The 22,961-nt window shown below is 59.1% G+C and carries 19 protein-coding genes; 5 read left to right on the top strand and 14 right to left on the bottom strand.

Translation table 11 applies throughout. The annotated features are described in order from the left end of the window. Window positions 1-72 precede the first annotated feature (72 nt). Both AKL27_RS09505 and AKL27_RS09500 read right to left on the bottom strand, forming a co-directional pair. Window positions 73-1,671 carry an ABC-F family ATPase gene (locus AKL27_RS09505; RefSeq protein ID WP_050462564.1) on the bottom strand — a complete coding sequence of 533 codons (1,599 nt, stop codon included), beginning with the start codon at window positions 1,669-1,671 and terminating at the stop codon, window positions 73-75. 532 nt (window positions 1,672-2,203) lie between these two features. Beyond that, the gene (locus tag AKL27_RS09500; protein ID WP_050462563.1) at window positions 2,204-2,605 is read right to left on the bottom strand and encodes an RcnB family protein; all 402 of its coding nucleotides are present in this window, start codon (window positions 2,603-2,605) and stop codon (window positions 2,204-2,206) included. Window positions 2,606-2,964: 359 nt separating this feature from the next. On the opposite strand from AKL27_RS09500, the gene AKL27_RS09495 reads away from it, so the two are divergent. Continuing rightward, complete coding sequence (locus AKL27_RS09495; protein ID WP_050462562.1) at window positions 2,965-3,555, top strand: DUF1439 domain-containing protein; 591 nt, start codon at window positions 2,965-2,967, stop codon at window positions 3,553-3,555. A gap of 20 nt (window positions 3,556-3,575) precedes the next feature. On the opposite strand, the gene ldcA is transcribed toward AKL27_RS09495, so the two are convergent. From ldcA to queE, 4 genes are all read right to left on the bottom strand, one after another. Next, the gene (gene ldcA, locus AKL27_RS09490) at window positions 3,576-4,517 is read right to left on the bottom strand and encodes a muramoyltetrapeptide carboxypeptidase (RefSeq protein ID WP_050462561.1); all 942 of its coding nucleotides are present in this window, start codon (window positions 4,515-4,517) and stop codon (window positions 3,576-3,578) included. Next, window positions 4,510-5,070, bottom strand: coding sequence for a tRNA adenosine(34) deaminase TadA (gene tadA, locus AKL27_RS09485; RefSeq protein WP_050462560.1), 561 nt, complete (start codon window positions 5,068-5,070; stop codon window positions 4,510-4,512). The genes ldcA and tadA overlap by 8 nt, the downstream gene beginning before the upstream one ends. A gap of 19 nt (window positions 5,071-5,089) precedes the next feature. After that, window positions 5,090-5,536 carry a 6-carboxytetrahydropterin synthase QueD gene (gene queD, locus AKL27_RS09480; protein WP_050462559.1) on the bottom strand — a complete coding sequence of 149 codons (447 nt, stop codon included), beginning with the start codon at window positions 5,534-5,536 and terminating at the stop codon, window positions 5,090-5,092. Between the two features lie 97 nt (window positions 5,537-5,633). Then, window positions 5,634-6,269 (bottom strand): 7-carboxy-7-deazaguanine synthase, encoded by a 636-nt coding sequence (gene queE / locus AKL27_RS09475; protein WP_050462612.1) that lies wholly within the window; start codon window positions 6,267-6,269, stop codon window positions 5,634-5,636. A 258-nt stretch (window positions 6,270-6,527) separates the two neighbouring features. Between queE and AKL27_RS09470 the strand changes: the two genes are divergently transcribed. After that, on the top strand, window positions 6,528-7,391 hold the full coding sequence (locus AKL27_RS09470; RefSeq protein ID WP_157056867.1) for an alpha/beta fold hydrolase: 864 nt from the start codon (window positions 6,528-6,530) through the stop codon (window positions 7,389-7,391). A gap of 158 nt (window positions 7,392-7,549) precedes the next feature. Further along, window positions 7,550-9,427, top strand: a complete 1,878-nt coding sequence (gene ilvD, locus AKL27_RS09465; RefSeq protein WP_050462557.1) for a dihydroxy-acid dehydratase — start codon at window positions 7,550-7,552, stop codon at window positions 9,425-9,427. Window positions 9,428-9,526: 99 nt separating this feature from the next. Here ilvD and msrA read toward each other — a convergent pair whose 3' ends face one another. The 3 genes from msrA to msrB all read right to left on the bottom strand — a co-directional run bounded on the left by msrA (window position 9,527) and on the right by msrB (window position 12,764). Further along, window positions 9,527-10,261 (bottom strand): peptide-methionine (S)-S-oxide reductase MsrA, encoded by a 735-nt coding sequence (gene msrA, locus AKL27_RS09460; RefSeq protein ID WP_050462556.1) that lies wholly within the window; start codon window positions 10,259-10,261, stop codon window positions 9,527-9,529. A gap of 67 nt (window positions 10,262-10,328) precedes the next feature. After that, the gene (locus AKL27_RS09455) at window positions 10,329-12,176 is read right to left on the bottom strand and encodes a cytochrome c biogenesis protein DipZ (protein ID WP_050462555.1); all 1,848 of its coding nucleotides are present in this window, start codon (window positions 12,174-12,176) and stop codon (window positions 10,329-10,331) included. 78 nt (window positions 12,177-12,254) lie between these two features. Continuing rightward, complete coding sequence (msrB, locus tag AKL27_RS09450) at window positions 12,255-12,764, bottom strand: peptide-methionine (R)-S-oxide reductase MsrB (RefSeq protein WP_050462554.1); 510 nt, start codon at window positions 12,762-12,764, stop codon at window positions 12,255-12,257. Window positions 12,765-12,914: 150 nt separating this feature from the next. Between msrB and AKL27_RS09445 the strand changes: the two genes are divergently transcribed. Continuing rightward, window positions 12,915-13,637 carry a response regulator transcription factor gene (locus AKL27_RS09445; protein WP_050462553.1) on the top strand — a complete coding sequence of 241 codons (723 nt, stop codon included), beginning with the start codon at window positions 12,915-12,917 and terminating at the stop codon, window positions 13,635-13,637. Between the two features lie 14 nt (window positions 13,638-13,651). Beyond that, window positions 13,652-15,151 carry a cache domain-containing sensor histidine kinase gene (locus AKL27_RS09440; protein WP_050462611.1) on the top strand — a complete coding sequence of 500 codons (1,500 nt, stop codon included), beginning with the start codon at window positions 13,652-13,654 and terminating at the stop codon, window positions 15,149-15,151. 39 nt (window positions 15,152-15,190) lie between these two features. Here AKL27_RS09440 and AKL27_RS09435 read toward each other — a convergent pair whose 3' ends face one another. The 5 genes from AKL27_RS09435 to guaA all read right to left on the bottom strand — a co-directional run bounded on the left by AKL27_RS09435 (window position 15,191) and on the right by guaA (window position 22,809). Then, window positions 15,191-16,081: an NAD(P)-dependent oxidoreductase gene (locus AKL27_RS09435; protein ID WP_050462552.1), complete on the bottom strand. Its 891-nt coding sequence runs from the start codon at window positions 16,079-16,081 to the stop codon at window positions 15,191-15,193. 168 nt (window positions 16,082-16,249) lie between these two features. Beyond that, window positions 16,250-17,632 (bottom strand): MATE family efflux transporter, encoded by a 1,383-nt coding sequence (locus tag AKL27_RS09430; protein WP_050462551.1) that lies wholly within the window; start codon window positions 17,630-17,632, stop codon window positions 16,250-16,252. Between the two features lie 274 nt (window positions 17,633-17,906). Continuing rightward, window positions 17,907-18,545: a DUF2239 family protein gene (locus AKL27_RS09425; RefSeq protein WP_050462550.1), complete on the bottom strand. Its 639-nt coding sequence runs from the start codon at window positions 18,543-18,545 to the stop codon at window positions 17,907-17,909. Between the two features lie 286 nt (window positions 18,546-18,831). Beyond that, a complete protein-coding gene (locus tag AKL27_RS09420; RefSeq protein ID WP_050462549.1) occupies window positions 18,832-21,036 on the bottom strand; it encodes an OsmC domain/YcaO domain-containing protein in 2,205 nt (734 codons plus the stop codon). A 192-nt stretch (window positions 21,037-21,228) separates the two neighbouring features. Next, entirely contained in the window at window positions 21,229-22,809 is a 1,581-nt protein-coding gene (gene guaA / locus AKL27_RS09415) for a glutamine-hydrolyzing GMP synthase (protein WP_050462548.1), read from the bottom strand. Between the last annotated feature and the right edge of the window lie 152 nt (window positions 22,810-22,961).

The raw sequence follows: 22,961 nt of genomic DNA, 5'->3' as shown, positions 1-22,961 counted from the left end.
GGCCACCATCTCAAAAAATGTGTGGGATCCCCTGGTCGACAGGGTGATCCGGGTGCCTCTCGGGAATCAGTATTATTCGATTCCCTGGCTGGCGAGATATTCTTCGTAAGTGCCATGGAAATCGATGATCTCGTTTTCCTTGACTTCCAAAATGCGGGTTGCCAGCGACGACACGAATTCACGGTCGTGCGACACGAAAATCAGGGTGCCGGCATATTTTTCAAGCGCAATATTGAGCGACTCGATCGATTCCATATCCATGTGGTTGGTTGGCTCATCCATCAGCATGACATTGTGACGGCCGAGCATCAGCTTGCCATACATCATGCGCCCTTTTTCACCACCTGACAGGACCGACACCGATTTCTTGACGTCATCACCGGAGAACAGCAAGCGGCCGAGGATCGAACGCACTGCCTGATCATCGTCGCCTTCCTGCGTCCAGTAACCCATCCAGTCGGTCAGGGTCTCGCCCTTGGCGAATTCTTCGGTCGGATCCTGCGGCATGTAGCCGACGTTGGCGTTTTCCGCCCACTTGACCAGGCCGCTGTCCGGATGCAGGCCGCTGACATCGCCGCCGATACTGCGCAGCAATGTGGTCTTGCCGATACCGTTGGCACCGATGACGGCGATCTTTTCGCCGGCTTCCACCATGATGTTGAAATTCTTGAAGATCGGCCGGTCGTAGCTCTTGGCGATGCTTTGCGTTTCCACCGCCAGACGATGCAGTTTCTTTTCGCCGTCGAAGCGCACGAAAGGATTGGCGCGGCTCGATGGCTTGACGTCTTCCACCTTGATCTTGTCGATCTGCTTGGCACGCGAAGTTGCCTGACGCGCCTTCGATTTGTTGGCCGAGAAACGGCGCACGAAATCCTGCAGTTCGGCGACCTTGTCCTTGGCCTTGGCGTTGGCAGACAATTGCTGCGCGCGCGCCTGCGACGACGCCAGCATGTATTCGTCGTAATTGCCCGGATACACTTTCAATGTACCGTAATCCATGTCGGCCATGTGCGTGCACACCTGATTGAGAAAGTGGCGATCATGGGAAATGATGATCATGGTGGAGTTGCGCTCATTGAGCACGTCTTCCAGCCAGCGGATGGTATTGATGTCGAGGTTGTTGGTCGGTTCGTCGAGCAAGAGGATATCGGGATTCGAGAACAGGGCCTGCGCCAGCAGCACGCGCAATTTCCAGCCCGGCGCCACGCTGCTCATCGGTCCCTGATGCTGCTCGATCGGCACGCCGACGCCCAGCAACAGTTCACCGGCGCGCGCTTCCGCGGTGTAGCCATCGTATTCGGCGAACCTGGCTTCCAGTTCGGCGGCCTTCATGTAGTCGTCGTCGGTCGCTTCCGGGTTGGCATAGATCGCATCGCGCTCGGACATCGCTGCCCACATTTCGGTATGCCCCATCAGCACCACGTCCAGCACGCGCATTTCTTCGAATGCGAACTGATCCTGGCGCAACTTGCCCAGACGTTCGTTGGAATCGAGGCTGACATTGCCGCCCGAGGGATCGAGATCGCCCCCGAGAATCTTCATGAAGGTTGACTTGCCGCAGCCGTTGGCGCCGATCAAGCCATAGCGGTTGCCATCGCCGAACTTGACGGAGATGTTTTCAAACAGCGGCTTGGGGCCAAACTGCATGGTGATGTTAGCGGTGGAAAGCATACTTAAATATAATCTTTTTCTAATTAAATCAAACTGTTAGAGACCAATCGCGCATTATACAATAATCACGGAAAACCACTGTACGGCGCCTCGCTTCGCAGATGGGGACAATTCCCGTGTCCACAACGCCTTTGCGCGCAATCGGACGACACAAACGCAAAAGCCCCGGTCGCTGATGGCCGGGGCTTGATCCTGTCTGGTAACCCGTGTGATATTTCTCGCAACATTCTTTTCAACCCCTGCATTGTCATTTTGCATCGACAACAACATTGCTGCACTGGTAAAAAACGTCGGTAAAAAAAAGCCCTCGAACCTTGCGGCTGAGGGCTAAATCCAATTCTTTAGGAGGAAATTGGAGGAGACAAATGCACTATATCGCGACGATTCAATTGCATCCAATTCTATTTCAGAATATTGCATATTCACGATTCGTATAACTGACCAGTTTCAATACCGGTCGTCATGCAAAGAACTGGTAACGCGCAATCTCATCCTTGCTACGCATATATGCCCTGCGCTCCTTATTTCAAGGTCACTGACCCAAAATCATGTTCAGAATGACGCCGGTGGCAACTGCCACCAGCACATAGTCACCGCCGGTCTGCACCCAGTGATAGCCGCGCGGCGGTGCTGTCAGATGGTGTTCGCGCCAGTTATCGACCACGTATTGGTGGCCCCGGTACTCTGGCGGCAGGCGCTGACCGCGCCGGAAATCATGGTTGGGTCCGGCGCCGCGTTCATCCATGCGGGCCCGCTCCGGCGGCCCGCGACGATCATCACGCTGCGGCCCCTGACGTTGGTCCCTGTCATTGCGCTGCCCTTGCGGACCACCACGTCCGTCATCATTGCGACCGCCGTAATTCTGAGCGAAAGCCATTCCGCTTGTCGTCAGCGACAAGACGATGACTGCAGCGACTAGTTTTTTTATCTTCATGCTGAGCTCCTTTGAGTTGCAACACCTGCACAGGCACCAAGCTTACCCACAAATTCTGTGTGCATCCTTGTGGATAACTTTCTCGCCGCCTTATCTGTATTGTCTTGCCGGGTCATGCTCAAGCGTTGAGCAGCACCTTGCGTCGGGTGGAGATCCGCAATCGGGCGATTGGCTGTCCAGGGACATTGCGGACCAAGTGTTACTCAGTATGGCACTATCGTCATGGGGAAGCACGCAGCATTATTTCTCGTAACAAGTTTCTTTTTGACATCGTTTTACCCTGCGACTCCGGGGCAACAGATGGAATTATTTGATGCCGCCGCCGCTCCAACCTGTTTTCATTCCTGTCTGGCAATCACATGAGCAAGTCTTTCTGCAATAACCGGAGCTGGCTGCGTCCGCTGCTGGCGTTTCTGATTCTGATCGGTGCACTGGCCGCGGCCGTTTCCAGCCATGCCGCCTATAACATCTGGACCAGTGAATACACTTTGAGCAAAGATGAACTGCAAACTGCACTGACGCCGCAATTCCCGCGCAAGCTGCGTTACATGGAAGTGTTCGAGGTCACCCTCAGCAATCCGCGCCTGCGCATGGACGAAAGCAAGAATCGCCTGACGACGGTGGTCGATGCCCTGATCGAAAACAAATTGTTTGGCGGCGCACCGGTCAAGGGCGTGCTGGCGATGAGCAGCGGCTTGAAGTATGACGCCGCCGCCCGCGCCATCCGGCTCGATGCGCCGGCCGTGGACAACGTCGACATTGCCGGCATGCCCGCGCAATATGCGCAGCAATTGAATGCCATCGGCAACGTCGCGGCAGACCAGATCCTGAAGAATTATGCGATTTATACTTTCCAGCCGGAACAACTGGAATTGAAGGGACAGCGTTTCGAACCCGGCGCCATCACGGTCGAACGCGATGGCATCAAGGTCGAAGTCAAGCCACTGTGAGCCGGCCCCCGGATTGACGATCAGCCGTGCGGCAAGACCGGATAGCCGCTCAGCGTCAGATCAAAGCCCGCGGCAGTTGATACCAGTTCGGCGCGGGCGCCGACCGGCAAGGTAATCCGGTCAAAGGTATGGCCGAATGGCAAACCGGTCAGCAACGGCGCCGACAGATTCGCGCGTGCATACGCCAGCATGGCGTCGAAATCGTAGCCGTTATCGTAATCCGACAAACGGTAATTGGAGAAATCGCCGAGCAAGACCGCCTGTTGCCGCGCCAGCACCCCGGCATGCTCGAGTTGCAACAGCATGCGCTCCACCCGGTACGGGTGTTCATTGACGTCTTCAACAAACAGAATCCCGCCCTCAATCTGAGGAAAATACGGTGTGCCGAGCAAGTGCGTCAGCATCGCCAGATTACCGCCCCACAAGGTACCGGCGGCAGTCAGTTGCGGATTGCCGGTGGCCGCGACCTGAAAGGTCTGGGATGGCGTGGTCAGCATGCGCCAGAAATGATCGAGCGTCGACGCACTCGGCGTGGCGCAGCCAAAATCGCCGCACAACATCGGCCCGGCAAAACTGACGGCCCCGGCTTGCGCCAGCAAACCCAGATGCATGGCGGTGAAATCGCTGTAACCGACGAACAGCTTGCCGCTCGCCGCCAGCGCCGGAAAATCCAGTTGTTCGAGGATGCGCGAGATGCCATAGGCACCGCGCAGCGCCATCACTATCTGCACCTCGGAGTCGGCGACGGCATCGCGCAATTGCGCGATACGGTCAGCATCGGACGCTGCAAAACGCTGATGGCGGTTGGCGTGATCATAGAAATTCCTGACCTTGCATCCCTGCGCCTGCAACAATCCGATACCGCGCTCCAGCGCTGCCACATCCGGCGCATAGCCGCCAGGCGCCACAATCGCCACGCAAGTTCCGGGAGGAGGCAATACTGCGGTCGTGTTTTCAGTCATTGGTTTCATCCATGGCGTGCGCATGTGCATGCGCTTCAGCCTGGCGTTGCAGACGCTCTTGCTTGAGACGTTCGCGCCGCTCGGCAAAGAAATCCTTCAGCATGCGACTGCATTCATCGGCCAGCACGCCGCCCTGCACTTCAGTGTGATGATTGAGTTGTTCTTGCGCAAACAGATCGAGCACCGATCCGCAAGCGCCGGTCTTGGGATCGCGCGCACCATAGATGACCCGCGCCAGGCGTGCATGCATCATGGCGCCGGCGCACATGACGCAAGGCTCCAGCGTGACATACAGATCACAACCGGGCAAACGGTAATTGCCGAGCAATTGGGCGGCGGCGCGCAAGGCCATGATTTCGGCGTGGGCACTGGGATCGTGGTTGGCGATCGGCCGGTTGAAGCCGCTGGCGATGACCACCCCATCCTTGACCAGCACCGCACCCACCGGCACTTCGCCGAGTTCCCATGCGCGCTGCGCCTGGGTCAGTGCCAGCCGCATGAAGTGATCGTGCGGCGACTGCGCAAGCTGAACAGGCTGAATCACATCGCTCATCGCTGGCGCTCTCCGCTCATCAGTCAGCAGTAATTTCGGCCCAGCAATTGGGGGTTTCGTGCAGCACCAGTTTTTGCAGATGCAAGCCGGTACCGTAATGGTCGCGATAGGCAGCATTGAGGATATCGAATGCGGTGCGCGCCAGATTTTCAACGGTAGGAATGCGGTCGATCACCACGGTTTTGTGGTCCGGCAGGCTGGCCAGAAAAGCGCGCACCGGCTGGTCTTTTTCATACACCAGAAAGGCGTGATCCCAGACATCGACCAGATGTTGCTTGGCCAGCGTCTTGATATCCGAAAAATCCATGATCATGCCATTGTCGGAACTGCCCTCGACTTCGATCACTTGCCCCACCAGCGTGATTTCAAGCGTATAGCGATGGCCGTGCAGATTGCGGCACTGGCTTTTGTGATCGGGAATCCGGTGGCCGGCATCGAATTCAAGTTTGCGGGTAATGGTCAGCATGGACAATGTTCTTTTAAAGTAATGCGATGATACGCGAGCGCGGCCGCAATTGCTTGCGCTGGTCGCGGCCGGCACAGGGTAAGACGGTGATGCGGATTCAGGGTATTTGCAACAGCTTGTGGGTCTGAATGCTCAGCTTCCACTTCGGATTGCTCTTGACCAGTTCGATTGCAAGCCTGGTATTGCGGGCGGCATCGGGACCGTCCATCGGTTGCAACAGGAAGTGTTCAAAATCGAGTTGTTCATAGTCGGCCAGCGATTGATTCTGCTGCGGAATCACCACCTTGAGCTCGCTGCCTTTATGCACTTTCAGTTCGGCGCCCATCTTCGGACTGACGCAAATCCAGTCAACGCCTTCGGGCACCGGGATCGTGCCATTGGTTTCAATCGCAATCTCGAAACCGGCAGCATGCATGCTGGCGATCAGTTCCTGATCCAGTTGCAGCAAGGGTTCGCCGCCGGTAAAGACGACATACTTGGTGGCCGGATAGGTCGTCGGCCACAAGGCATTGATGGTCTGCGCCAGCGCATCGCCACTCTTGAACTTGCCGCCGCCCTCGCCGTCGGTGCCGACAAAATCGGTATCGCAAAACTGACAGATCGCGTTGCTGCGGTCTTCTTCCCGGCCGGTCCACAAATTGCAGCCGCTGAAACGGCAAAACACTGCCGGGCGCCCGGCATGCGTGCCCTCGCCTTGCAAGGTATAAAAAATTTCTTTGATGCTGTAAGTCACGATGGCCTGGGAACTGAGCGAGCGAAAGCTGCTGATATTGATGTCGATAATGGCCGAAACAAGCACAACAAGCACGGCACGGGTGGGTTGCAGGCGACATTATAGCCTGTTCACCGGCATCTTTCTGTGGCATGCACGCCGCTGCCGGGCCTCTGCCGCGACAATATTTCCCGTTCGAAACATTGCTCAAAGCCCCGTTCCTCCTTACCATTGCCCTGCAAGGCGCGGGCAACCGGCTCGGCCAACAAGGATTCCACGATGCGCCGTCAGACCAGCCTGCTGCTCTCCCCGCTGTTTCTCCTCGCCATAGCAGCGGCAACCGCAGCGCCGGTCCCTGACGGCAACGGGCAGCAGAGCGTAACGCTCGACAGTAACACCGCACTGACCGTCTATACCTATCGCCCGCCAAGCTGCGAACCGCGCCTGGCGTTGCTGGTGTTTCATGGCGTAGAGCGCAATGCCGCCGATTATCGCGACGATGCCCGTCCGCTTGCGGATCAGTTGTGCGCCGTCGTGGTCGCGCCGCTGTTCGATAAAGCGCGCTTCCCGCGTGATCTCTATCAGTATGGCGGCATCATGGGCAAGCAAGGCCCGGCGACGCCCGGCACGCGCACCGTCGATCTGATTCCGGCGCTGGTGAGTTGGGCCCAACGCGCCGCCGGCAGCCCGCAAATGCCTTATGCCCTGCTGGCCCATTCGGCCGGTGCGCAATTTCTGGCTCGCGTCGCGGCCTTCGTGCCCCTGTCGGCCAGCCGCATCGTGCTCGCCAATCCTTCGACCTGGGTACTGCCCGATCTGAACACGGCGGCGCCCTTCGGCTTTGGCGGCATGGGTGACGCCGGCGAGGCTGAACAGCGCTTGCGCACCTATCTGGCACAACCGGTCAGCGTCTTGCTGGGACAGCAAGATACCAAAAGCAAACATCTGGCGCGCAGCCCGCAAGCCGATGCCCAGGGCAAGAATCGTCACGACCGCGGATTGCGTGCCTTTGCGGCGGCGCAGGAAACTGCCCGTCAGCACAACTGGCCATTCAACTGGCGGTTGATCGAAGTACCCGGCGTCGGGCACAATGCCACCGCCATGTTCGCTTCACCACAGGCAATTACCGCATTCGCGCCCTGAAACCGCCATCATGGTTTCCGGCAATTAATATCTAAAAAATCTTAATCTGCAACGAATAATATATTTTACACAGTAACAGGGACAAGGCACTCTACGCCCTGCCTTATAGCCATCAGTTCGCATTCCATTCCATACACAAGCTCCCGGAGACTGTAGCCATGCCCGTATATCGTTCCCGCACCACCACTCACGGCCGCAACATGGCCGGCGCCCGCGCTCTTTGGCGCGCCACCGGCATGAAAGACGGCGATTTCGAAAAGCCGATCGTGGCCGTGGTCAACTCCTTTACCCAATTCGTACCCGGCCACGTGCATCTTAAAGATCTGGGCCAGATGGTCGCGCGTGAAATCGAAGCGGCCGGCGGCGTCGCCAAGGAATTCAATACCATTGCGGTCGATGACGGTATCGCCATGGGTCACGGCGGCATGCTGTACTCGCTGCCTTCGCGCGAACTGATCGCCGATTCGGTCGAATACATGGTCAACGCCCACTGTGCCGATGCCATGGTGTGTATCTCCAATTGCGACAAGATCACCCCCGGCATGTTGATGGCCGCGATGCGCCTGAACATCCCTGTAGTGTTTGTATCGGGCGGTCCGATGGAAGCCGGCAAAGTGGTGGAAACCGTGATTCCGGGCCAGCCGCGCGACAATCAGAAAATCATCAAGATCGATTTGATCGATGCCATGATCAAGGCCGGTGATGCATCCATCAGCGACGCCGATGTGGCCGAAATCGAACGCTCCGCCTGTCCTACCTGCGGTTCCTGTTCCGGCATGTTTACTGCCAATTCGATGAACTGCCTGACCGAAGCGCTAGGTCTGGCGTTGCCGGGCAACGGCACGATTCTGGCTACGCACGCCGACCGCAAGGAGTTGTTCCTGCGCGCCGGCCGCCTGATCGTGGAACTGGCCAAGCGTCACTACGAGCAAGACGACTACTCGGTCCTGCCACGCAGCATCGCCAACAAGGCCGCCTTCGAAAACGCCATGACGCTGGACGTGTCGATGGGCGGCTCGACCAATACCGTGTTGCATTTGCTGGCCGCTGCGCAAGAAGCCGAAGTCGAATTCAAGATGGCCGACATCGACCGCATTTCACGTCACGTGCCGTGCCTGTGCAAAGTGGCGCCGATGACCGACAAATATCATATCGAAGACGTGCACCGCGCCGGCGGCATCATCGGCATTCTCGGTGAACTGGCCCGCGCCGGTTTGCTCGACACCAGCCGCCCGACCATTCACAGCAAGAGCCTGGAAGAAGCGATCGCCAACAACGACGTCAAGCAAACCCAGGATCCGGCAGTGCACAAGATGTTCAGCGCGGCACCGGGCGGTGTCGCCACCCAAACTGCATTCTCGCAAGAGAAACGCTTCGCCAGTCTCGATCTGGACCGCAGCACCGGTTGTATCCGCGACAAAGCCCATGCCTATTCCCAAGATGGCGGCCTGGCTGTGTTGTACGGCAACCTGGCAGTAAACGGTTGCATCGTCAAAACCGCCGGCGTCGATGAAAGCATTCTGAAATTCACCGGCAAGGCGCGCGTCTTCGAAAGCCAGGACGATGCCGTCGAAGCCATTCTCGGCGACGTGGTGCAAGCCGGCGACACCATCATCATCCGCTACGAAGGCCCCAAGGGCGGTCCCGGCATGCAAGAAATGCTGTACCCGACGTCGTACATCAAGTCCAAGGGTCTCGGCAAATCGTGCGCGCTGTTCACCGATGGCCGTTTCTCCGGCGGCTCGTCCGGTCTGGTGATCGGCCATGCCTCACCGGAAGCCGCCGAAGGCGGCGCCATTGGTCTGGTGGAAGATGGCGACACGATTGAAATCGACATCCCGAATCGTCGCGTGCATCTGGCGATCAGCGATGAAGAAATGGCGCAACGCCGTGCCGCGATGGAAGCCAAGGGCAAGCAAGCCTGGAAGCCGGTCAATCGCCAGCGCGTGGTATCGCAGGCATTGCAAGCCTACGCCGCACTGGCCACCTCGGCTGACCGCGGTGCGGTGCGTGACATCAAGCAATTGCAACGCTGAATGGCGCGATGACGGTGAATGCCGTCGCCGCGTAAGCTGACATGGCCCGCTGATGCGGGCCATGTCGTTTTTGCTCATCGGACGCCGCACACGCCGGCTTCAGCGCACCAGCACCGGATCTTCACGATACAACTGCGGTGCACTGCGCTTGAGGTTGGCGATCTTCGGCAAGTCGTTGATGGCGATGTAAGGATTGTCCGGATGCAGCGTCAGATAGTTCTGGTGATACGCTTCGGCCGCATAAAACTGCTGGCCGTCTTCAATCCGTGTCGCAATCGGCTTCCTGAACACATGGGCTGCATCGAGCTGGGCGATATACGCTTGTGCCACCTGATGCTGCTGGGCGTTTTGGGCAAAAATCGCGGAACGATACTGGGTACCGCTGTCCGGCCCCTGACGGTTCAATTCGGTCGGATCATGCGCGACCGAAAAGAATATCTGCAGCAATTTGCCATAGCTGATTTGTGTCGGGTCATAGGTGATTTGTACCGATTCGGCATGACCGGTGCGACCTGAACCAACTTCCTCATAATGCGCCGTGGCAGCCTTGCCGCCGGCATAGCCCGACACCACATTGGTGACGCCGCGCACATGCTGGAACACACCCTGCACGCCCCAGAAACAACCGCCGGCCAGCACCATGGTGGCGCTGCGCGTACCGGCGGCAGGCAAATCCACGGCCGGTGCGGCGATGGTCACGGCGGTCTCGGCAGCAACCGCCGATGCACCGGGCAGCGTCGACTGCCACCACATCAAGGCCAGCGCCAGTGCAGCGCCTGTGGCCAGTTTGATTGCCAACGGTGTGTTATTCAACTTGCGGCTGATGTTGTTCATGTCTTCGCTCCTTCAGTCTGGTGGATGATCGTCTGGATGTCTGCTCTGTATAACTGGCCCGGCCGTGCTAACCGAATGTGAACGCGTAGGCTTGTACCCCGGGATCGAGGAATTCGATGCTGAATGTGTGATCGCGCACCGGCCCCGACTGCCGCAGCAATTGATACAGGCGCTGGCCGCTGACCCGGCCGCGGCCATCCGCTGCCACATCGACGCCGCTATCCTTGCCCGGCACTGCACCGTCCAGTGCGACGCGAAACCGCACCGGTTTGCCATCGGCGCCCGGCCCCAGCACCAGGTGCAAGTCACGTGCATGAAAACGAAATACGATCTTGCCTCCGGCCTTGGCCAGCGAGGCTTGTTCGCGGCCGATGTTCCAGTCGCCGGCCAAGCCCCATTGATTCAATGCGGGCTGTGCCGGCGCCGTGTAATTGCTGACGCGATCTGTCACGGCACCGCCGGTGGCAACGAAATTCTGCGCCCGCTCATAGCCCAGATAGGTCTCCGGTGACGCCACCTCGGCGTCGTCGCCCGCCAGTTGCACTCCGCTGGCATCGGCCTTGACCATATCGGTAGCGACATTCTTGTTGCCTGCTTCGGCCAGCAATTGCTGGATCACCTGTTCCGAACGGGCGTACTCGCCTTCGCCGAAATGGTGATAGCGCACCTTGCCCTGCGCATCGATGAAATAGTGGGCCGGCCAGTATTGGTTGTTGAAGGCGCGCCAGATGGCGTAGTCGTTGTCGATTGCCACCGGATAGGTGATGCCCAGATCGCGCACCGCCTTGGCGACGTTGCCGGGGTCCCGTTCAAAGGCGAATTCGGGCGCATGCACGCCGATCACCACCAGCCCCTGATCCTTGTATTTCTGCGCCCAGGCTTTGACGTATGGCAAGCTGCGCAGGCAGTTGATGCACGAGTAGGTCCAGAAGTCGATCACCACCACTTTGCCCTTTAATGCGGCCGCATCGAGCGGCGGCGAATTGAACCATTGGACGGCACCGGCCAGCGACGGCAGCGTCCCTTCCACCGGCAGCGCACGAGCGCCGGGTTGCGCCTGCATCGCCATCATGCTGCCGGGTTGCGCCGACATGGCGCCGGCAGCGGCCATCATTGCCCCGCCTTGCGCTTGCATCACATTCGACGATGGCAACGCGGTATCCACCACCGACACCGGTGGCGCCGGCCGCAAGCGATCCACCAGTCCTTGCTCTAGTCCGGCGGTGGCAACGGTGGAAATACGGGTCAACACGCCGGTGTCGAGTCCGAGCGCAATGGCGGCGACGCCGCACAACATCGCCACGCCAAGAGCGCGGCGGATCCCGGCACCGGCGCCGAGCGAGCGCTTCATGGCGGCAAACACCTTGCCGCCCACCAGCAAGGCAACGCCCAGCGAGGTTGCGGCACCGGCGGCATAAGCCAGCAACAGCAGCGTGGTACCGACATTGGCGCCATGCAACGCGGCACCGGTCAGCAGCAAACCCAGGATCGGGCCGGCGCATGGCGCCCATAACAGTCCGGTTGCCAGTCCGAGGACAAACGACGAACCGACGCCGCCGCGACCGCCCGCTCCCGCGGATGCACTGACAGAGCGCGACAAGCGGTCGCCGGCCGCCACCAGCGGGCTGCTCAGACGATCAGACAGTTGCGGGAACAGCAACGTCGCGCCAAACAGCGCCATCAATGCCATCGCCAGCCAGCGTCCATATTGGTTGGCCTGCACTACCCAACTGCCGCCGACGGCAGCCAAGGTGGCCACGGCCGCAAACATCAGTGCCATGCCGCACAACAACGGCAAGCCGCTGCGACGGAATGGCGCATCGCTGCGCGCAAAGACAAACGGCAACACCGGCAGGATGCAGGGACTGACGATGGTCAGCACGCCACCCAGATAAGACAGGATGAGTAACAACATGGGAACCGCTTTCAAAAAGGTGACGCCGGATACTGAAAACTGCGAAAAAACTGCGGCAACGACGCAGTCGGCGCTGCTTCAGGCGGCACCGGGAGTAAACGTCATGGCGATGCCATTCATGCAATAGCGCAGACCGGTCGGTTTGGGACCATCGTCAAACACATGACCCAAATGACCGCCGCAACGGCGGCAGCTGATCGCCGAACGCAGCATGCCGAACGAGTTGTCGCTGCTGGCGGTCACAGACCGTTCCAGTGGCGCCCAGAAACTCGGCCAGCCGGTGCCACTGTCGAATTTGGTGCGCGAAGAGAACACTTCCAGACGGCAACCGGCACAGGCAAAGCGGCCGGCCCGGTGCTCATTGTTGAACGGACTGGTGAACGGCCGTTCGGTAGCGCTGTGCCGCAACACCTCGAACTGATCGGGGGTCAGCAGCTTGCGCCATTCAGCTTCGGTATGCGTCACCTCGTAGGCGGTGACCGGGCGCGATGCGGCCGCCGGCGCCGCATACAGACTGCGCAGCGGCAACAGTGCCAGGGTTGCCAGCCCGGCGCCGCCGGCCAGCAGAAATTGTCGTCTCGGTTGCATATGCACTCCATAAGTGACTTGTCGATGCACGCATTCTTATGCAGAAGCAGTCGCCAAGTCCTCACGTAAAGTTAAACGATTTGTGATACTTCGCGCCGGGGAATCATGCACAATGACGCTGCTGGTGAGCATTTTTCCCGAAAGCGCGCGATGGACAAACCGAAACGAATATTGATCGTCGAAGACGACCTCAACCTGGCTGGCCTGCTCACTATCCACCTCAACGATGAAGGTTACGCCGTCACGCATTGCGCCGACGGCAACGCCGCGCTGGCGCAACTGGCGACAGGTAGCTGGGACGCCCTGATTCTGGACCTGATGCTGCCCGGTGTCGATGGCCTGGAGATTTGCCGTCAGGCCCGCGCCATGACGCGTTACACCCCGATCATCATCACCAGCGCCCGTTCCAGCGAAACCCACCGCATCGTCGGCCTCGAACTGGGCGCCGACGACTATCAGGCCAAACCGTATTCGGTGCTGGAATTGGTGGTGCGGGTCAAGGCGCTGCTGCGCCGGGTCGACGCGCTGGCGCGCGAACAACGTCAGGATGCCGGCGCGCTGACGCTGGGCGGCATCAGTATCGATCCGGTGCTGCGCCAGGCCCATGCCGATGGCAAGTTGCTGGAACTGACACCCCGCGAATTCGACCTGCTGTATTTCTTCGTGCGCCATCCGGACAAGGTATTTTCCCGCCTCGATTTGCTCAATCAGGTGTGGGGCTACCAGCACGATGGCTACGAACACACGGTCAACACCCACATCAACCGGCTGCGCGCCAAGATCGAAGTCGATCCGGCGCAACCGGTGCGCATCCTGACTGTCTGGGGTCGCGGCTATCGCTTCGCCCCGACCGGCAACACTACTTCAGCATGAGCATGAGCATGAGCATGAATCTGCCCCTGTCACAGCGCCTGTCGCTGGCCTTTTCTGCGCTGTTGCTGGCGTGCTGCGGCGTCTCTGCCTGGTTGCAGATTCGCGCTAACGACATGCATGAAAAAGAAGTGGTGCAAGGCCTCTCGCGCGAACTGGCAAAGAGCATCGCCCTCGACACCCAGGTGATGGGTCCGGAAGGATTGGAACCGGCCGCCATTCGTCGCATGTTCGATCAATTGATGGTGGTCAATCCCAGCGTCGAGGTTTACTTGCTTGATCCGGCGGGACGCATTCTCGGCCACGCGGCACCGGAAGGCCATCTGAAACGCGACCATATCGATCTCGAACCGGTACGCCGCCTGCTGGCCGGCCGGCCATTGCCGATCCTCGGTGACGATCCGCGCAGCGCCAGTGGCCGCAAGGTATTCAGTGCCGCCGTATTGCGCAGCAGCGGCCGTGAAGTCGGCTATATCTATGTAGTGCTGTTGGGAGAAGAACATGACCGGCTGGCCGCCCGCGTGGCTGCCAGTTCGGTGCTGCGCACCACCTTGTGGTCGATGGCCCTGGTCGCCTTGCTGGGACTGCTGGCCGGGCTCATGGCATTCCGCCTGATCACGCGACCGCTGCGACGCCTGACCCACACCATGCGCCACTTCGACACCACCGCCGACGCTGCGCCAGCACCACTGCCGGCACTGACAGACACCATGATGGCGACGCCGGCGCCCAGCCCGGCCGGCCGGCGCGACGAGATCGCGGTACTGGAATCAGCGTTCCAGCAAATGAGTACCCGCATCGGCGAGCAATGGCAGACACTCAGGCAACTCGATCAGGAGCGACGCGAACTGGTCGCCAACATCTCACATGACTTGCGCACGCCGCTGGCTTCGCTGCACGTGTATCTGGAAACCTTGTACAGCAAGGATGCCACGCTGACGGCGGCGGACCGCCAGCGCTACCTCGGGGTGGCACTGGGACAGAGTCGCAAGGTCGGCAAACTGGCGCAAACGCTGTTCGAACTGGCCAGCCTGGAACATGGCATGGCGGCGCCGGTGCTGGAAGATTTTTCACTGAGCGATCTGATTCAAGACGTATTCGAGAAATTTGAATTGCAGGCGCAGGAGCGGCACACGCAGCTACTGGCCACGCTGCCACCGGGTGCGGCATTGGTGAACGCCGACCTCGGCATGATAGAACGGGTACTGACCAACCTGATCGACAATGCTCTGCGCCACACGCCGCCGGGCGGCGACATCACGGTCGCGCTGACGTTGCAGCCGGGATCGGTGGTGGTCACGCTCAGCGACAGCGGACCGGGCTTGCCGCCGCAACTGCTGGACCGCTTGTTCCGGCGGCCGTTTGGCTTGTCCAGCGAACACGACAGCGGCGGCCTCGGCTTGCTGGTGGTGCACCGCATCCTGCAACTACACGACAGCACCATCGAACTGCTGCAACTGCCCGGGCGCGGCGCGGTATTCCGCTTTGCGCTGGCGGCGCCACAAGGGCGTCAATGAACTGCAATGGCATCCGGGGCAACCGCACGACACCGCAACTCAGCTGGCATCGTCACGCAGTACCGGATTGCGCTGTTCCAGCGCATGGATGACCGCCACCATATCCAGCGCGCCCTCTCCCATCGCTTCAGTTTCGCCATAGAGTGCGCGACACACTTCCAGCAAGGGCGCGGCAACGCCGGCCTGGTGTGCGGCCGCCGCCACCAGGCGGCTGTTTTTGAGAACATCGGAAATCGCTGCCTGCACGGAAAAATCGCCGGCAACATACTTGCTCAATTTACCCTTTGACACTTCACTGGCCATCGGACCGGCATTCAGCACTGCGGCAAATGTCGCCAGATCGATACCATGCTGGCGGGCAAACAGCACCGCTTCCGACAAGCCGGTCACCATGGTGATGAGATACAGATTCACGGCCAGTTTCATGGTCAGCGCAGCCGGCACTTCGCCACATTCAAAACTGTCGCGGCACAACGGCTTGAGCAATGGCCGCACAGCCGCCACGTCGGCAGCGGCACCGGCCAGCATCACGACCAGTTGACCGGCTTCGGCCGGCTTGCGCGAACCGGACACCGGTGCTTCGACATAGCGCCCGCCGGCCGCCCGGATATCAGCCGCAAGCTGGCGTGAATATTCGGCCGAGGTCGTGCTCATATTGATGACCATGCGGGTATTCACACGCGCTGCAAACTGCGGCGCGCTCCGGCCGAGCACGGCATCAATCGCCTGATCGTTGGCCAGCATCAGGATCACCATGTCGCAGCCGGTGAACACCTCGCCGGGATCGGCGGCAATCTGCGCCCCGGCGTCGCGCAACGCCGGATAATTGCCATCGGAGCGGCTCCACACCAGCAAAGGTGTGCCGGCCCGCGCCAGGTTGAGTGCCATCGGGGTACCCATTACCCCCAATCCGACAAATCCGATTTGCATGTCTTTCTCCTATGTCTCTTTAGTACCGGTTTGATGTTGAGCGCACCACCGCGTCTCTGACATGGCAGGCAGATGCGCCAGGAAAATATATTGTGCAAGCACGCCGGCCGCTGGCCGCGTGCTGCACCTGAACTGCCTGTCAGTGTGCACCGATAGACAATTCTTTGCTTACAACAGTCGCCGGACAGGCTGCTGGCGCCAAAACCATCGCATAAAAATTGCCTGCAACAGCAACATGGCAATGAACCCGGCCGGGTAGGCCCACCAGATTCCCTGCAATCCCATGACGTTGTGCAGCCAACAGGCCAGCGGCAACTCGACACCGAGAATCGCGACCATGCCCAGCATAGCTGGCCGCAAGACTGTGCCGCTGGCACGCATGACACCAGTCAGAACGCTGGCGGCACCCAGCACGAGCACCGCCCAGGCCACCGTATGCAACAAGGTCTGCGCCAGCGCCAGTACAGAAGCATCTTGCAAGAACCATCCCATGATCCATGGCGACAAACAATAAACCAAAGCGATGATAGTGCCGGTCACTGCCATGTTCAGGTACAACCCGGTTTTGACAATGGCGCCCAGCCGCTGGCTGTTACCCGCGCCGATGGCATGCGCCGACAAGATGGTGGCGGTAATTCCCAGCGACATCGCCGGCAACTGTACCCAGCCCATGACTTGATTGACCGCACCATAGGCGGCAGTGGCCTGGTAACCATGGCGGTTCACCATGCCGAGCAAAACAATCTCGGCCAGTGCCATGGTCAACATTTGCAGCGACGCCGGAATACCGATACGCAACATGCGTCGCACGATCGACACGTCAAACCGTATGCCGCGCAACAATTGCATGTCCGGCGCCAACGGATGTGCATGACGTATCCAGCGACGAACCAGCCACGCCAACGCCACGGAAAACCCGGTCAAGGTGGACACCGCTGCACTGGCCACGCCCAGTTGCGGCAAACCACCCCAGCCACGGATCAGCGCCGGCGTGCATACCATCGCAATCACGGTTGCCAGCAGCAACGCCCACATCGGCGTGACCGCATCGCCAACGCCGCGACTCATTGAGGTCACCAGCCACAGCAGAAAAATGACCGGCGTCCCGATAAACATGATGCGCGCATACAGGCTGGCCTGCGGCAAGATGTCGACAGGTGTGCCCAACATCTTGAGCAACACGCCGGCAAACATACCGCCGCCGACGCTGACCACCAGTCCTGCGGCCAACACCACGGCCAGCGCAGTGCCGGCAATCGCACGCGCCTTTTCCGGACTGCGCGCACCCCATGCCTGCCCGATCAGGACCGTGGCACCTGTGCTCAAACCGATGATGATCGCGAGCAGAAAAAAGAAGGCGGGAAAGAACGCAGAGACCGCGGCGATGGCCTCGACGCCGATCATCTTTCCCAGATAGATCCCATCCAGCGTGCCGGCCGTGACCTGCAATGCATTGGTCAACATCATGGGCAGCAAAATGGCCAGATAAATACGCCACAACGGGCGCGGTGCAATTCCAGCCGCAGTATTGGGTTGAGAGTTTGGTTTCATGTTTTGAAAAGTAAAGGAAGTCCCGCCCGGTGCGCCACATGGCTGCGCCGGGAAATACATGTTGAATCGGTAAAGGCCGGGAGTGCGGCTATATCAAAAGGCGGGTGCCGATCCCGGAAAGCCGCAGCAGACGCACATCGTCAAGCCCGGCGGTGCGATGTCCCGCGCTCTGCGGATACGCCTCGTGCGCGGCGAGTGCGCGCCAGGATGCCGGCCTTGGTTCAAGCTGACAGGCGATGGCGTTGGCAGCGTTCACCATCGCGCACTTTCGCGGTCAATGATCAGCAGCGGCTGACGCACTGTCGAATCCGAGCAGGATGGCATGATCACGGACATCGGCGGGCCAGTCGGCAATACATCTCCGGAATTTGTCCGGCTCGCGCGCGAACAATGCACGGGTGGCTTCTTCGAAGCCCGGAAGGTCGCCGGCGATGGCTTGCATGAAGTGATAGGCCCGTTCACCGGCCTTGCGCTGCTGCGCTTTGTCACTGCCGGCACGACGCGCTTCTTCCACCAGTTTCCGCAGCATCACTGAAGCGCCGCCGGGCTGTTCGCCCAGCCACTCCCAGTGGCGTGGCAACAAAGTGACTTCGCGGGGCACGACCCCCAGTTTGGGGCGGCCGCGTCCACGTGCCGCGGCTTGTAGCGAGGCGTCGGCTTCAGCACCATCTGTTTCAGTGACGGCGGCATCGCTGGCCGCCGCAACCGGCAAACGCGCCAGTACTTCCGCCTCCGTGCCGCGTATATCGAGATCGATGGTGCGGCCGCTGGCGTTATCAAAAACCAGTACCGGCGTGTCAGACCCTGCCGCCATCACTTTTTTGAAAACCAGTGCGATCGATTGCAGAGATCCGGTATCGACATGCCGATGACCGTCGAAGCAGGTATAAGAAGGGGTAAATTGGTGGCGCATGGCTATTCTTTCAAATGGAATGCACGCATTATTACCCGGATAAATTTAAAAATCAATATTACCCGGGTATTAATTGAAAGTTGATCGCCAGCGCCAGTCAACTTGTTGCAAAAACCGTTTGACGAGCATCGCTGCTGCACCCGGCATGTGGATTCCGCACACGCAACCGGCCCGTCCGGACAAAAAAAAGACCGAGGTACAAGTCCTCGGTCTTTTGTTACCTCTCTCTGGCGACTGGCGGCCCTTCAGCGAATTGCCCCTCCTCCCCTGCAATTCGCTGGTCGCGCTAGCTGGCAGCCGCTGCTGCACTGGCGCGTGCCTTGTGCAGTTTTTTGTAGCTGTCGATCAGGCGATGGTGGCGGTCGAGCCCTTCCAGTTTCATGCTGGTTGGCGTCAGCCCGAAGAAGCGCACACTGCCATCCATTGTCCCCATTACCGCATCCATGCGCGCGTTGCCAAACATGCGGCGGAAGTTGAGCACGTAGTCGTCCAGTTCCAGATCATCGTCGAGCGACACCTCCAGCACCACATTCAACGCCTGGTAAAACAATCCGCGCTCGACCGTGTTGTCGTTGTACTGCAAGAAGGCGCCCACCAGTTCATGCGCCGTCTCGAATTGCTGCAAGGCGAGACTGATCTGCAACTTCAACTCCAGTACGGTGAGTTGCCCCCACTCCGTATTTTCGTCAAATTCAATGCCGATCAAGGTGGCGATATCCGAATACTCATCCAGCTCATTATTCTCCAGACGCTCAAGCAATGCCTCCAATGCAGCATGGTCCAGACGATGCAGATTCAGAATATCGGCACGGAACAACAGTGCCTTGTTGGTGTTATCCCAGATCAAATCATCTACCGGATAAATTTCCGAATAACCGGGCACCAGAATCCGGCAGGCGACGGCACCGAGCTGGTCATACACCGCCATGTAGGCTTCCTTGCCCATCGCTTCGAGAATGCCGAACAAGGTGGCGGCTTCTTCAGCATTCGAGTTTTCGCCGTGGCCGGAAAAGTCCCATTCAACAAAGTCGAAATCGGCTTTGGCGCTGAAAAAGCGCCACGACACGATACCGCTGGAATCAATGAAGTGTTCGACAAAGTTGTTTGGCTCCGTCACCGCATTGCTTTCAAAGGTCGGCTGAGGCAAATCATTCAGGCCTTCAAAACTGCGACCTTGCAGCAATTCCGTGAGACTGCGTTCCAGCGCCACTTCCAGACTGGGGTGCGCGCCGAATGACGCAAAGACACCGCCGGTACGCGGGTTCATCAAGGTGACGCACATCACTGGATAGGTGCCGCCGAGCGACGCATCCTTGACCAGCACCGGGAAGCCCTGCTCTTCCAGACCCTGAATCCCGGCCAGGATGCCGGGGTATTTCGCCAGCACCTCGTGCGGCACGTCAGGCAAGGCGATTTCACCTTCCAGAATTTCGCGCTTTACCGCCCGCTCGAAAATTTCGGACAGACATTGCACCTGCGCTTCAGCCAGCGTATTACCGGCGCTCATGCCATTGCTGACGTACAGGTTTTCGATCAGGTTGGTCGGGAAATACACCACGGCGCCATCCGACTGCCGCACATACGGCAGCGAACAGATACCGCGCTGGACATTGCCGGAGTTGGTATCGACCAGATGCGAACCATGCAACTCGCCGTCGGGATTGTAGATTTCCAGGCAGTACGCATCCAGAATTTCAACCGGCAGCGCATCCTTGCGACCCGGCTTGAACCAGCGCTCGTCCGGGTAATGGACAAACGACGCATCCGCAATGTCTTCGCCCCAAAACGCACCGGCGTAGAAATGGTTGTTGCTGAGCCGCTCGATGTACTCGCCCAACGCCGAGGCCAGCGCGCTTTCCTTGGTCGCGCCCTTGCCATTGGTAAAACACATTGGTGAATGCGCATCGCGGATATGCAGCGACCAGACATTGGGAATGATATTGCGCCACGAAGCGATTTCAATCTTGATGCCGAGATTGGCCAGCAGCCCCGACATATTGGCGATGGTTTGCTCCAGCGGCAGATCCTTGCCGACAATATAGGTACTCTCGTCAGCAGCCGGCTTCAATGTCAGCAGCGACTGCGCATCGGCATCCAGATTCTCGACTTCTTCAATCACAAACTCGGGGCCGGCCTGCACCACTTTTTTCACGGTACAGCGCTCAATCGAGCGCAAGATGCCGCGGCGGTCTGCTTCCGGAATATCTGCCGGCAACTCCACCTGAATCTTGAAAATCTGCTGGTAACGGTTTTCCGGATCAACAATATTGTTCTGCGACAGCCGGATATTGTCGGTCGGAATATTGCGCGTGTTGCAGTACAACTTTACAAAGTAAGCCGCACACAAGGCCGATGACGCCAGAAAATAATCGAACGGACCGGGCGCCGAGCCATCACCCTTGTAACGGATAGGCTGGTCGGCAATGACGGTGAAGTCATCGAACCTGGCTTCAAGACGCAGCTTATCGAGAAAGTTGACTTTGATTTCCATGGGGGGGGACTCTAAAAATGATGCTAAAAACAATGTGACCGGCGAACGCCATGCGCCGGACTGAATCGCCTCAGATTCTCCCTGCATTCTTCAGAATGCAAGAACTGCCAGCGACCATCCAGAATATAAAGCCCTGTCAAAACAGGGCTTTATAGTCAATCAGTCAGTGAACAACGCTTCCCTGCGGAAACCTTATTCCCACTCAATCGTCGCCGGCGGCTTGCCCGAAATGTCATACACCACACGATTGATGCCGCGTACTTCATTGATGATGCGGTTCGAGACCTTGCCCAGCAATTCGTGCGGCAGATGCGCCCAGTGTGCCGTCATGAAATCTTGCGTCTGTACCGCGCGCAAGGCCACCACGTATTCGTAGGTGCGGCCATCGCCCATCACGCCAACCGATTTGACTGGCAGGAATACGGCAAACGCCTGGCTGGTCTTTTCGTACCAGCTTTGACCATCGGCTTCCTTGGTGTTGCGCAGTTCTTCGATGAAGATGGCATCGGCACGACGCAGCAGATCGGCGAATTCTTTTTTGACTTCACCCAGAATACGTACGCCCAGACCCGGACCCGGGAATGGATGACGGTACACCATTTCATGCGGCAGGCCGAGTGCCACGCCGAGCTCGCGGACTTCGTCCTTGAACAGTTCGCGCAATGGCTCCAGCAATTTCAGGTTCAGCGTATCCGGCAAACCGCCGACATTGTGATGGCTCTTGATGGTGTGCGCGCCCTTCTTGCCCTTGCCGGCGCTTTCGATGACGTCCGGGTAAATCGTGCCCTGGGCCAGCCACTTGGCGCTCTTGAGCTTGGCCGATTCCACCTGGAATACTTCGACGAATTCGCGGCCGATGATCTTGCGCTTGGCTTCCGGATCGGTAACACCCGCCAGATGACCCATGAACTGATCAGTGGCATCGACGTGAATCACTTTCACGCCCAGATTCTTGCCGAACATGTCCATGACCATCTTGCCTTCGTCGAGGCGCAACAGGCCGTGATCGACGAACACACAGGTCAGCTTGTCGCCGATGGCACGATGGATCAGTGCCGCCGCAACGCTGCTGTCGACCCCGCCGGACAGGCCGAGAATCACTTCGTCGTCGCCCACTTGTGCGCGAATCGACGCCACCGCTTCGGCGATGTAGTCAGGCATGTTCCAGTCCGGTTGGCAGCCGCAGATATCGACCACGAAACGTCCCAGCAACGCCTTGCCTTGCACTGTGTGCGTGACTTCCGGATGGAATTGCACGCCGTAGAAATGACGCGCCTCATCGGCCATGCCGGCAATCGGACAGTTGCCGGTCGACGCCATCAGCTTGAAGCCGGCCGGCATTTCATTGACCTTGTCGCCGTGACTCATCCAGACCTTCAGCATGCCATGGCCTTCGGCCGTGGTGAAATCGCTGATTTCCCTGAGCAAGGCAGTATGGCCGTGGGCACGTACTTCCGCGTAGCCGAATTCGCGCAGCAAACCGTTTTCCACCTTGCCGCCGAGTTGCTCGGCCATGGTTTGCATGCCGTAGCAAATGCCCAGTACCGGCACGCCCAGTTCGAACACCGCTTGCGGCGCGCGCGGGGTATCGCCTTCGGTCACGCTGTTGGGACCACCCGACAGAATCACGCCGGCAGCACCGTAATTGCGGACGAACTCATCGCTGACGTCGTAAGGATAGACCTCGGAAAACACGCCGGCTTCGCGTACGCGACGAGCAATCAGTTGTGTGACCTGGGAACCGAAATCGAGAATCAGAATTTTTGAGTGCATGAGAAAAAGCGCTTGGTAGCAACAGTGAGGAAAACAGCCGGTAGCCGGCTCCGGAAATACAAAACCGCTACGCAGGCAACACAGCCGGTAGCGGTAAATCAGTGACAACAGACATCAAGCGCTGCGTCGCGGCCGTCAGACCGGCGACGCAC

This window comes from Herbaspirillum autotrophicum, assembly GCF_001189915.1.
GTDB lineage: Bacteria > Pseudomonadota > Gammaproteobacteria > Burkholderiales > Burkholderiaceae_D > Herbaspirillum > Herbaspirillum autotrophicum.
Note: the sequence above shows the minus strand (reverse complement) of the source record. Positions and strands in the feature narration are given on the sequence as shown.